This window comes from Streptomyces sp. NPDC005492 (genome assembly GCF_040605995.1).
Taxonomy (GTDB): domain Bacteria; phylum Actinomycetota; class Actinomycetes; order Streptomycetales; family Streptomycetaceae; genus Streptomyces.
In genome coordinates, this window is sequence record NZ_JBEXDX010000093.1 from 1 (window position 1) to 11329 (window position 11329).

Consider the following 11329-nt stretch of genomic DNA (forward strand, 5'->3'; position numbering starts at 1 on the left):
CCACCCGCCCGACTCAGGTGAGTGAGGGGGGGGGTATGTTGTCAACGAGAGCGCCGGCGCCCCCCCCCCCCCCCCCCCCCCCCCCACCCCCCCCCCCCCCCCCCCCCCCACCACCGGGTCCCGCAGCGCCGGGCTGCGCCCCACCAGGTCGACGCCCAGCGGAGCCCGTACGACATTGCGGGCGCCGATGCGGACGAACTCCCGCTCGGCGAACTCCGTGGTGCACACCACGCGCGCGTAGGTGTGCGCCGTACGGACGTTGAGGGCGTCGGCGGTGCGCCGGGACATGTTCTCCGACAGGCCCCAGGTGCGCAGGACGCCGTCGGCGGTCTCGTGGGACACCATCGCGGCGGGGACGCGGGCCCGCCTGGCCCACTTTCCGGTCCAGCGCAGGGTCGTACGGTCGGAGACCTCCAGGCGGTCGGGGGCGAGCTGTTCCAGGAGGTTGGCCACGCGCCGCTTGTCGGCGAGGACGCGGTAGCCGCCGGTCCCGGGCAGCAGCGGGCCGGGCAGGGTGATGACCCGGCCCTGCTCGGTCTCGCGGTCGGTGTGGCGCTCGCCGGGCACGATGAGGACCGGGTCGTGCCCGGCCTCCTTGAAGCCCTTGCCCAGCTCGCGCAGGGCGGTGCGCAGCCCCCCGGAGGAGGGGGCCACGAAGTTGGCGAGCCGCACGATGCGCAGCGACGCGGTGTTCATGCCGCCACCACCGTCCTGCGCCCGGCGAGGACATCGCCGTAGTGCGCGATCAGTTGGTCGCCGACGGCCGCCCAGGTGCGCCCCTCGACCATGGCCCGCGCGGCGGCGCCGTACTCGGCCCGCAGCGCGGGATCGGCGGCCAGGGTCCGTACGGCGTCCGTCACCGCGTTCTCGTCGCGCGGCGGGAAGAGGAACCCGGTGCGCCCGTGGGCGACCAGGTCCAGCGGTCCGCCGGCGGCGGGCGCGACGACGGGGACGCCACTGGCCATGGCTTCCTGGACGGTCTGACAGAAGGTCTCAAAAGGTCCGGTGTGCACGAATATGTCCAACGAGGCGAAGATACGGGCGAGCTCGTCGCCGGTACGCCGACCGAGGAAGACCGCGCCCGGCAGCGCCTCGGTGAGGTGCGGCTGGCTGGGTCCGTCGCCGACCACCACGACCCGGACGCCCTTGAGGCCGCAGGCTCCGGCGAGGAGTTCGACCTGCTTCTCGGGGGCGAGCCGGCCGACGTAGCCGACGATCAGCTCGCCGTTCGGGGCCAGTTCGCGGCGCAGCGCCTCGTCCCGGTACTCGGGGCGGAAGCGCTCGGTGTCCACGCCACGCGGCCAGAGTTTGACCCGGGGCACGCCGTGCGCCTCCAGGTCGCCCAGGGCCGCGCTGGAGGGCGCGAGGGTGCGGTCGGCGGCGGCGTGGACGGAGCGGATGCGGCGCCAGGCGGTGGCCTCGCCGGCACCGACGTACGTACGGGCGTATCCGGCCAGGTCGGTCTGGTAGACGGCCACGGCGGGGATGCCGAGCCGGGCCGCGGCGGCCATGCCGCGGACGCCGAGGATGAAGGGGCTGGCCAGGTGCACGATGTCGGCGCGGTGTTCGGTGATGGCCGCGGCGACGCGTCGGCTGGGGAGGGCGACACGGACCTGTGGGTAGCCCGGGAGCGGTAGGGAGGGGACACGGATGACAGGGCACGGCGACTGGGCGTCGGGCCCGCTACCGGCCGAGGTGGCCGGCGCGACGACGAGCGGATGATGACCGCGATCCACGAGGTGCCGGGCGGTCTGGAGCGCGCAGTGGGCCACGCCGTTCACATCGGGGGGAAAGGATTCGGTCACGATGACGACACGCATACCCGTGTTGTCGCCGTGCTGGACGTGCCCGCGTCAACGTGGATCTATGCGAACGGTGAACGTCCCATGAGCGTTGCGCTGCGCACCCGAGCAGGTCAGACGGCGTCCATGCCCGTCTGACCCGCGAGTCATCCCACGTTCACACTGCGGGGGCGTCGGGCCCGATCCGGCTCCGTACGGCTGTCTGGACCTCCGCCTCCTCGGCCGGGTCGGCGGCGAGCCTACGGAGCTGCTCCACGACCCGGGCGTCAGCCGTCTCGGCGTGCCGGGCGGCGATCTCGCGGGTGGTCTCCTCGCAGTCCCAGAGGCACTCGACGGCGAAGCCGGTGGGGTAGGAGGGGTCGGTGGCGGCCAGCGCCCGGGCGGCCCGGCCGCGCAGATGGGACGAGGCGGTTTCCCGGTACACATGGCGCAGGACGGGTGCGGCGCAGGCGATGCCCAGGCGGCCGGCGCCGTCGACGAGGGTCCACAGGGTGGGGGCGTCGGGTCCTTCGCCCATGACGGCCTCCCTGAGGGCGCCGAGGACGAGGTCGCTGTCCTGGGCTCCGCCCCGGCAGGCGAGCATCCGTCCGGCGGCGGCACCGAGCGGGTCGGGGCGGCGGGCCCAGCCGCGGGCCCGGTCGACGGCGGCGACGGAGCGCATCCGTTCGAAGGCGTCGACGGCGGCCTCCACCACGGGCGCCGAGCCGGTGGCCACCGCGCGCTCGATGAGCTGGAGGGCTTCGGAATCGTTGCTGTCGGCGAGATAGCGCAGGGCGGTGCAGCGGGCTCCCTCGCTGCCGTCCTTGGCCGCCTCGACGATCTCGGGCCGGTCCTCCGGGCCCGCCACGGCGCTGAGGCAGCGGGCGGCGGGGACGTGCAGGGCGGCTCCGCGTTCGAGGCCCTGTTGGGCCCAATCGAACACCGCTTGCACGCTCCACCCCGGGCGGGGCCCGGATGGTCGCATCTGGCGTTGCCAGCGGTCGAAGCAGCCGGCTTCCTGGGCGGCACGCACGCGCGTGGCGATCGATTCGCGTGGATCCTCGGCCCACAGCCGCCAGGGCCGGGGTTCGAAGGCGTCCCGTACGGCCGTGGCCAGTTCGGCCTCGCCCTCCGGGTCGGCCGGGAAACGCGCCAGGACGGGGGCGGCGAGGGCGCGCAGGCCCGCGTCGTCGTCCCTGAGCGCCAGCTCGTCCAGGGCCCAGGCCCAGTTGCTGCCGGAGGCCGCGTACCTCCGCAGCAGTTCGAGCGCGTCCCGCCTGCCGTAGGAGGCGAGGTGCCCGAGGACGGCCAGGGCGAGGCCGGTGCGGGACTCCTCGGTGTCGAGGACGTCCTCGGTGTCGAAGAGGTGGGCCTCGACGGCGTCCAGGTCGCCGTTGAGATCTAGGTACAGACGGGCGTAGTACAGGGAGCGGTTCTCCACCTGCCAGTCGTGGCGGGGGTCGCGGAGCACACAGTGGTTCAACGCCGCGAGTGCCTCGGCACGGGGGGCGGTGAGCGCGTGCAGTGTGCCGTCGCCGCGGCCCCGCTGAAGCAGGCCGAGCAGCGTACCGCTGGGCGCTATGACCGGTTCGAACATGGGAAACAGCCTCACATCAAGCGTCGACGCAACCGGGGGACGTGCACTACCTGGCCGCGTGACAACACGTCGGGGCGCCCGCCGTTTCCTGCTTGCTGTAGACCATTTTCCTCTGCCTCTCGTCGGTGGCCCATGCGGGCCTCATCACGGCCCGCGCGGTGCGGCATCACCTGCCCGGCCATCGCGTCCGTAAATCACGACGTCATGATGACCCGGCAGTTCTCGCTGCCGCGACCGAAATTTCGGGCGGCCCGGTGCTGCCTTCCCCCGTTTTCCCCCGTTTTTCTTGTTGTACCTGGTCAGGAGGCCCGTCTTCGCTGCCGACGGGCCGGTGTCTCAGTGCGCGCCGAACAGCTCCAGCAGCTCGGCCTTGCCGAACATCCGGGCCGTGTCGACCGCCGAGGGGGTGCCCGCGGCCGGATCGGCACCGGCCTCCAGCAGGACCTCGATCACCTCTTGCTCACCCTTGAAGACGGCCCCCGCGAGCGGCGTCTGCCCCCGGTCGTTGATCCGGTCGGCCTCGGCACCCCGTGCCAGCAGGGCCCGTACGGCCTCGGCGTGGCCGTGGTACGCGGCGAGCATCACCAGGGAGTCACCGCGGTCATTGGTGAGGTTGGCCGGAACGCCCGCGTCCACATACGCGACCAGCGCCTCGGTCCCGCCCCTGCGGGCCAGGTCGAAGATCTTGGTCGCAAGCTCCACGACCTCGGGGTCGGGTGCTTCACTCATCGGCCTGACCGCCTCTCACTGGTACGGGTGAATCGCCAGCGTACTGGCTACGCCGACACATGACCGGCCCCCGCCGAGGCAAAGATCACCATCGGGCCCGCCACAGGGGAATCCCCTGCTCAGAGGGCCCGAATGCGCTCCACCATCTGAGGGAAATCTGCCGAAATTCACCCACTTGCACCTTTTATCGTATGGATACATCCTGTGATCCTGGAACAACTCATGGTGACTGTCCCCACGAACCAGGAGAGCTCAAATGATCCTGTCCATGTCAGGCGTTGTCCTTCTCGGCATCATCGTCTTCCTCTTCTTCAAGAAGGACGGACTCAAGGCCTCGCACGCCTTCGTGGCGTCGCTCTTCGGCTTCTACATGGCCAGCACGGCCATCGCCCCGAGCATCAAGGCAGGCGGCGAGAGCCTGGCGAGCCTCCTCGGCGGCATCAAGTTCTGACGCAACCACCCGCACGCACCGTCAGGAGACAGCAGTGGCTCGGCGCCCCCTCCCCCGCATCCTGAGCAACGGCACCGCACAACTCGCCCGGAGCCGGGAGCTGGCCCGGACGGCGGCCGACAGCGCCACCGACGTCCTCCACCCACTGATCACGGTCACCCGAGGTCTGCGCCGGCTGGCATCCGCCGGGCGGCGCAGATGGGCCGACACCCCCAAGGACAAGCGCGGGCCGCTGCTTTTCCTGGTGGCCTCGGTGATCCTGGTCGTGGCACTGATGCCGTACGGCCCGCTGCTCGCCGCCATCGTCCTGATGGCGGCGGCGGCATGGCACGGCCGGGACCGCACCCCGCCGGCGCCCGAAGGCCCCGACGAGTCCCAGACCCAGCGCCTCCAGTCCCTCTATGAGGCGCTGGTGCCCTACTTCTCCACCGCCGAGGACCCGGCACCCCTGTTCGCCCACGGCGGCGACTGGGAGCAGGCCTTCCCCGCCCACGAGTTCGACGGCGAGGGCCGCATCGCCCACCTGGTCGTCCGCTACCCGGCGTACTTCACCGACAGCGAGGCCGACTCCCGCGCGCGGATCGAGCAGCTCCTCACCGCGAAGTCCGGCCGCGGCCGCGAGTACCACTTCGTGTGGGACGAGGAGGGCAACCAGCTCACGGTCGGCGTCCTCGCCCCGCTCCCCACCGACATCTCCGCCCAGCGTTTCGTCACCGCCCCCGGCGAGACCGTCCTGGGCTTCACCGACCCGACCCAGGTCCACCGCACGCTCCCCCTCACCCACGGCGCGGAGCAGCGCGACGTGCCGCCGGTCGTCTGGCGCACCGGCGTCCGCTCCACCGAGCCGCACCTGCTGGTCATGGGCCAGCCCGGCAGCGGCACCTCCACCCTGCTGCGCTCCATCGCGATCCAGGCCCTCCAGTACGGCGACGTCCTGATCGTTGAGGGCGGCGGCACCGGCGAGTACGCGTGCCTCACCGGCCGGGACGGCGTCCTCGCGGTCGAGTGCGGGCTCTCGGGCGCGCTGGCCAGCCTGGAGTGGGCGGCGCACGAGACGGAACGCCGGCTGATCGCGGCCAACCGCGCCCACCAGTCGGGCCACCCGGCGCCGGACGACACCAGGCGCCCGCTGTGGATCATCCTGGACCGCCCGAGCGCCTTCACCCATGTGGCGGCGGCCGACGGCCACAAGGATCCGCAGTCCCTCCTCCAGGTCCCCCTGCGGCACGGCCGCGCGGCCAATGTGACGGTGGTGGTGGCCGACCAGTTCGACAGCGCGGACACGATCTGCGAGGCCGTACGGCAGCACACACGCGCGCGTGTCGTCCTCGGCCCCGCCACCGCCCAGCAGTTGGCGGCGGTCCTGGGCGCTCCCCCGCACACCACACCGATCGCCCAGATGCCCCCCGGCCGCGGCTACGCGCGCCTGGGCAGCGGTCCGGTGCACCGGCTCCAGGTCCCGGCGACCCCGGACCCGTACGACGACGCGACGAACGACGCGGACCGCCAGGCGGTGCTGGCGCTGCTGCCGCCGCACACGACACCGGCGGACGCGGCGGAGACGGTGCCGACAGAAGTGGTGGTGGAGGCCGCGGTGGCGGAGACCTCGTAGGAGCCGGGGCCGGTGCGGGCTACCGCACCGGCCCCGGGTACAGCCCCCTCCGGTCTACGCCACGAAGGTCCGCGGCGCGTCCCCGCCGCCCCCGGTGACCCCGTTCTCCACCAGCCGCGCCGCCGCGGCCAGCCGTACGGCCGCCTCCTCGGCCAGCGCGCCGCCCACGGTGAACGGCAGCCGGACATAGCCCTCGAAGGCCCCGTCGACCCCGAAGCGGGGCCCGGACGGCACCCGCACCCCCACGCGCTCCCCCATCTCGGCGAGCCGTGAGCCCGACAGCCCGCCCGTGCGGACCCACAGCGTGAGTCCGCCCCGGGGCACCTCGAACTCCCAGCCGGGCAACTCCCGCCGTACCGCCGCGACCAGCGCGTCCCGGTTCTCGCGGGCCTGGGCACGTCGGATCTCGACCGCCTGTTCCCAACCACCGGTGCTGAACAGCCAGTTGACGGCGAGCTGTTCCAGCACAGGGGTGCCCATGTCGGCGTAGGCACGGGCGGCGACCAGGCTGCGGATCACATCGGGAGCCGCGCGCACCCAGCCGATGCGCATGCCCGCCCAGAAGGCCTTGCTGGCGGAGCCGACGGTGATGACCGTCGAACCGGCCGGGTCGAAGCCGCAGACAGGGCGTGGCATGTCGACACCCTCGTCGAGCCACAGCTCGGTCATCGTCTCGTCGGCCACGAGCACGGTCCCGGCCGAGCGGGCCGCGTCCACGAGGCGGCGCCGCTGGTCGTCGTCGGCGAGGGCGCCGGTCGGGTTGTGGAAGTCGGCGACGACGTACGCGAGTCGGGGCGCGGCCTCCCGCAGTACCTGGCGCCAGCGGTCCATGTCCCAGCCGGAGAGCCCGTCCGCCATCGCTACGGGCACCAACCGGGCGCCCGCCTCCCGCATCAACTGGAGGATGTTGGCGTACGAGGGCGACTCGACCGCGACCCGCTCGCCCCGCCCGGCGAAGAGGTGACAGATGGCGTCGATGGCACCCATCGCACCGGTGGTGACCATGATCTGCTCGGGCATGGTCGGGATCCCGCGCAGGGTGTACCGCTCGGCGATCATCGCGCGCAGCGCGGGCAGCCCTGCCGGGTAGTCGCCGTGCGTGTGGGCGTACGGCGGCAGCTCCTCCAGGGCGCCCTGGACGGCCCGGGTCAGCCACGGCTCGGGCGCGGGCAGCGAGGCGCAGCCGAGGTCGATCACCGAACCGAGGGCCTCCGGAGGCAACGGCTCCAACCCGCGCGCGGGGAGCGGATTCCCGGCCGGTACGGCGGTCCAACTGCCGGCTCCGCGCCGGGACTCCAGGAACCCCTCGGTGCGCAGCGCCTCGTAGGCGGCGGCGACCGTGGTGCGGCTGACGGAGAGCGCGAGCGCCAACTCCCGCTCGGCGGGCAGCCGGGCGGCCACCGGGACGCGCCCCTCCAGCACGAGGAGGCGGATGCCGTCCGCGAGGGCCCGGTAGGCGGGCGGACGGCGGGTGCCGGGCCCGGCCGGGCGGTCCTGCTGCGAGTTGAGCAACCGGGCGAGCTGTGCGGCGCCCATCGCCGAGGTCCACTGCGCCATGGAAACCAGTCCACCTTCCCCGAATTGGCCATGGATGCCATTCGTTCCCAAGCCACAGAGTGTCACGCATCAGGCCACTACCACCACCAGGGGGCACCCATTGTCCACGCGGAACCGTCTCGGCCGACGGTTGGTCCAGCTCTACGTCGGACTCGCGCTCTACGGCGCCAGCTCGGCGCTCCTGGTGGTGTCGGGCCTGGGCCTGGAGCCCTGGAACGTGCTGCACCAAGGGCTCGCCGAACTCACCGGCCTGACGATCGGTGTCGTCTCGATCATCGTGGGCGCGGCGGTACTGCTCCTGTGGATCCCGCTGCGCCAGCGCCCGGGCCTGGGCACGGTCTCCAATGTGTTCGTGGTCGGCCTGGCCATGGACGGCACCCTCGCTCTGGTGCCGGACGCGCACGGCCTCGCCGTACGGATTCCGCTGCTGCTCGCCGGCATCCTGCTCAACGGGGCCGCCACCGGCCTCTACATCTCCGCGAGCTTCGGACCGGGCCCTCGCGACGGGCTGATGACCGGGCTGCACCGGCGCACCGGCCGCTCCATCCGCCTGATGCGGACGGCGATCGAGGTCGCGGTCGTGGCCACCGGCTTCGCGCTCGGCGGCACCGTCGGCATCGGCACTCTGCTGTACGCCCTGGCGATCGGCCCGCTCGCCCAGTTGTTCCTGCGCGTGTTCGCCGCCCCGTCGGCATCCGGCGGCAGCACGGTCGTAGCCGCCGGGTCACCGGAACGGGCAATACTGCCCGGGTGACCACGCTCATACGTCATCCGTATCTCGACCACCCCGGCCCCATCCCCTTCGCCCACCGGGGCGGCGCGGCGGACGGCCTGGAGAACACCGTGTTCCAGTTCCGGCGCGCGGTCGAGCTGGGCTACCGGTACATCGAGACCGACGTCCACTCCACGGCGGACGGGAAGCTCGTCGCCTTCCACGACGAGACCCTGGACCGGGTGACCGACGGCGCGGGCCGGATCGCGGACCTGTTCTGGTCGGACGTGAGCCACGCGCGCGTGGCGGGCCGGGAACCGGTCCCCCTCTTCGAGGAGTTGCTGGAGACCTTCCCCGAGGTGCGCTGGAACATCGACATCAAGGCGGAGCCGGCCCTGCGCCCCCTGCTGGACCTGCTGGAGCGCACCGACTCCTGGAACCGCGTCTGCGTGGGCTCCTTCTCCGAGGCCCGCGTGGTCCGCGCCCAGCATCTGGCCGGGCCGCGGCTGGCCACGTCGTTCGGCACGCGCGGGGTGCTGAATCTGCGGCTGCGGTCCTGGGGAGCGCCCCTCCCGGTACGCCGCTCGGCGGTCGCCGCCCAGGTCCCCGAGGAGCAGTCGGGCGTCCCCGTGGTCGACCTGCGCTTCGTACGGGCCGCCCACGCGCGCGGGGTGCAGGTCCACGTGTGGACCGTCAACGAGGCCGATCGCATGCACCGGCTCCTGGACCTGGGAGTCGATGGCATCATGACCGATCACATCGACACACTGCGCGAGGTCATGGTGGAGCGGGGCGTCTGGGCCTGAGCCCCGGGGCGGCGCGTGCACGGGGAAGCGAGGGCACGGGTGGGTACGGACACCCTGCGGTCACCGGCGGCCGACGAGGCCGCTGAGCGGCGGCGCGAGCAGCGCGGCTGGTACTTCTACGACTGGGCCTGCTCCGTCTACTCGACGAGCGTGCTCACCGTGTTCCTGGGCCCCTATCTGACCTCGGTCGCGAAGTCGGCGGCCGACCCGGACGGGTTCGTGCATCCCCTGGGGATACCGGTCCGGGCGGGCTCCTTCTTCGCCTACACCGTCTCCGCGTCCGTCATCGTGTCGATCCTCGTCATGCCCCTCGCGGGCGCGGCGGCCGACCGGACCGGCCGCAAGAAGCCGCTGCTGGCGCTCGCCGCCTATGTGGGCGCGACCGCCACCACGGGACTGTTCTTCCTGGACGGCGACCGCTATCTGCTGGGCGGCTTCCTGCTGATCGTCGCCAACTCCTCGGTGGCCGTCTCGATGGTCGTCTACAACTCCTACCTCCCGCAGATCGCCCCACCCGAGGAGCGGGACGCGGTCTCCTCACGCGGCTGGGCCTTCGGCTACGCGGCCGGTTCCCTGGTCCTGGTCGCGAACCTGATCCTGTTCACCGCCCACGACTCCTTCGGCCTGTCCGAGTCGACGGCCGTCCGCATCTGTCTCGCCTCGGCGGGCATCTGGTGGGGTGCCTTCACCGTCGTACCGCTGAAACGACTGCGTGACCGCGGCCGTACGACGTCCGAGGCGCCGACGACGCGGGGCTGGTGGCAACTCGCGGCGACGGTCCGGGACATGCGCGGCAAACCGCTCACGCTGTCCTTCCTGTTCGCCTACCTGATCTACAACGACGGCATCCAGACGGTGATCTCACAGGCCTCCGTCTACGGCTCCGAGGAGCTGGGCCTGAGCCAGTCGACGCTCATCACGGCCGTACTGATGGTCCAGGTGCTCGCGGTGGCCGGCGCGCTCGGCATGGGGCGACTCGCCCGGGCGTACGGAGCCAAGCGGACGATTCTCGGCTCGCTCGTCGCATGGACGATGACGCTGGCCGCCGGATACTTCCTGCCCGCCCACGCGCCCGTCTGGTTCTTCGTGCTGGCCGCCGGGATCGGGCTGGTACTGGGCGGCAGCCAGGCGCTCTCGCGGTCCCTGTTCTCCCATCTCGTGCCGCCCGGCAAAGAGGCCGAGTACTTCTCGGCGTACGAGATGAGCGATCGGGGCATGAGCTGGCTGGGCCCCCTTCTGTTCGGGGTGACGTACCAGGTGACCGGAAGTTATCGGGACGCCATCGTCTCCCTGGTGGCCTTCTTCGCCATCGGGTTCGTGCTGCTCGCACGGGTTCCGGTGGCGCGTGCGATCAGCGACGCGGGGAATCCTCTTCCCGAGAGGATTTAGCGCTGGAGGCGAAAGGGCGGTAGTGTACGCGTTTGGCCTGCCTGGCGTACCGTTACTGCGCGTCAAAGATGACGAATCGCTAGGTGACATCTGCTAGTAGATGTGACAAACCGGGCGCTGGTGGGTACAACAAGGGGCGGCTACGACGGCGACGCATGACCCCGTACGGGAATCTTTACCGCCGACCGGACGTTGACCGGATGACGACGACAGCGACACCTGTCCTGTGGGCGACAAGCCCGGGAGGCACGATTCATGAGTGAGCGAGCTCTTCGCGGCACGCGCCTCGTGGTGACCAGCTACGAGACGGACCGCGGTATCGACCTGGCACCACGCCAGGCCGTGGAGTACGCATGCGAGAAGGGACATCGCTTTGAGATGCCCTTCTCGGTCGAGGCGGAGATTCCGCCGGAGTGGGAGTGCAAGGTCTGCGGGGCCCAGGCACTCCTGGTCGACGGCGACGGCCCTGAGGAAAAGAAGGCCAAGCCCGCGCGTACCCACTGGGACATGCTGATGGAGCGGCGCACCCGCGAGGAACTCGAAGAGGTCCTCGAGGAGCGTCTTGCCGTTCTCCGTTCCGGCGCGATGAATATCGCGGTACACCCGAGGGACAGCCGCAAGTCGGCCTAGTCCTGAAGGTGCGGAGCGGTTCTACCGCACAAGCAAGTAAGCGCGGGCGCCGTACGAACATGTAC

General features: G+C 71.7%; 11 protein-coding genes. 6 read left to right on the top strand and 5 right to left on the bottom strand.

Annotated features, from left to right (window positions below; all coding sequences use genetic code 11):
• The 4 genes from ABZT04_RS45320 to ABZT04_RS45335 all read right to left on the bottom strand — a co-directional run.
• The coding region (locus tag ABZT04_RS45320; protein ID WP_356066410.1) for a glycosyltransferase at positions 1-696 on the bottom strand (696 nt) is incomplete at its 3' end.
• Positions 693-1820, bottom strand: coding sequence for a glycosyltransferase family 1 protein (locus tag ABZT04_RS45325; RefSeq protein ID WP_356066413.1), 1128 nt, complete (start codon positions 1818-1820; stop codon positions 693-695). The genes ABZT04_RS45325 and ABZT04_RS45320, both read right to left, overlap by 4 nt.
• A 139-nt stretch (positions 1821-1959) precedes the next feature.
• On the bottom strand, positions 1960-3378 hold the full coding sequence (locus ABZT04_RS45330) for a HEAT repeat domain-containing protein (RefSeq protein ID WP_356066416.1): 1419 nt from the start codon (positions 3376-3378) through the stop codon (positions 1960-1962).
• A gap of 336 nt (positions 3379-3714) precedes the next feature.
• A complete protein-coding gene (locus ABZT04_RS45335; RefSeq protein WP_355918488.1) occupies positions 3715-4107 on the bottom strand; it encodes an ankyrin repeat domain-containing protein in 393 nt (130 codons plus the stop codon).
• Between the two features lie 256 nt (positions 4108-4363).
• On the opposite strand from ABZT04_RS45335, the gene ABZT04_RS45340 reads away from it, so the two are divergent.
• Complete coding sequence (locus ABZT04_RS45340) at positions 4364-4558, top strand: hypothetical protein (protein ID WP_356066419.1); 195 nt, start codon at positions 4364-4366, stop codon at positions 4556-4558.
• A 34-nt stretch (positions 4559-4592) separates the two neighbouring features.
• Positions 4593-6170 carry a hypothetical protein gene (locus ABZT04_RS45345; RefSeq protein ID WP_356066423.1) on the top strand — a complete coding sequence of 526 codons (1578 nt, stop codon included), beginning with the start codon at positions 4593-4595 and terminating at the stop codon, positions 6168-6170.
• Between the two features lie 54 nt (positions 6171-6224).
• On the opposite strand, the gene ABZT04_RS45350 is transcribed toward ABZT04_RS45345, so the two are convergent.
• Entirely contained in the window at positions 6225-7727 is a 1503-nt protein-coding gene (locus ABZT04_RS45350; protein WP_356066426.1) for a PLP-dependent aminotransferase family protein, read from the bottom strand.
• Positions 7728-7827: 100 nt separating this feature from the next.
• On the opposite strand from ABZT04_RS45350, the gene ABZT04_RS45355 reads away from it, so the two are divergent.
• The 4 genes from ABZT04_RS45355 to ABZT04_RS45370 all read left to right on the top strand — a co-directional run bounded on the left by ABZT04_RS45355 (position 7828) and on the right by ABZT04_RS45370 (position 11264).
• Positions 7828-8481 (top strand): hypothetical protein, encoded by a 654-nt coding sequence (locus tag ABZT04_RS45355; protein WP_356066429.1) that lies wholly within the window; start codon positions 7828-7830, stop codon positions 8479-8481.
• On the top strand, positions 8478-9245 hold the full coding sequence (locus ABZT04_RS45360; protein WP_356066431.1) for a glycerophosphodiester phosphodiesterase: 768 nt from the start codon (positions 8478-8480) through the stop codon (positions 9243-9245). The genes ABZT04_RS45355 and ABZT04_RS45360 overlap by 4 nt, the downstream gene beginning before the upstream one ends.
• 39 nt (positions 9246-9284) lie before the next feature.
• Positions 9285-10634, top strand: coding sequence for an MFS transporter (locus ABZT04_RS45365; protein WP_356066434.1), 1350 nt, complete (start codon positions 9285-9287; stop codon positions 10632-10634).
• A 255-nt stretch (positions 10635-10889) separates the two neighbouring features.
• On the top strand, positions 10890-11264 hold the full coding sequence (locus tag ABZT04_RS45370; RefSeq protein ID WP_003977404.1) for an RNA polymerase-binding protein RbpA: 375 nt from the start codon (positions 10890-10892) through the stop codon (positions 11262-11264).
• The last annotated feature ends 65 nt before the right edge of the window (positions 11265-11329 follow it).

Excerpts from the sequence above, each read along its gene's own strand:
- ABZT04_RS45330 (WP_356066416.1), bottom strand. The coding sequence starts at position 3,378 with ATGTTCGAACCGGTCATAGCGCCCAGCGGTACGCTGCTCGGCCTGCTT.
- ABZT04_RS45340 (WP_356066419.1), top strand. The coding sequence starts at position 4,364 with ATGATCCTGTCCATGTCAGGCGTTGTCCTTCTCGGCATCATCGTCTTC.
- ABZT04_RS45350 (WP_356066426.1), bottom strand. The coding sequence starts at position 7,727 with ATGGCGCAGTGGACCTCGGCGATGGGCGCCGCACAGCTCGCCCGGTTG.
- ABZT04_RS45335 (WP_355918488.1), bottom strand. The coding sequence starts at position 4,107 with ATGAGTGAAGCACCCGACCCCGAGGTCGTGGAGCTTGCGACCAAGATC.
- ABZT04_RS45370 (WP_003977404.1), top strand. The coding sequence starts at position 10,890 with ATGAGTGAGCGAGCTCTTCGCGGCACGCGCCTCGTGGTGACCAGCTAC.
- ABZT04_RS45325 (WP_356066413.1), bottom strand. The coding sequence starts at position 1,820 with ATGCGTGTCGTCATCGTGACCGAATCCTTTCCCCCCGATGTGAACGGC.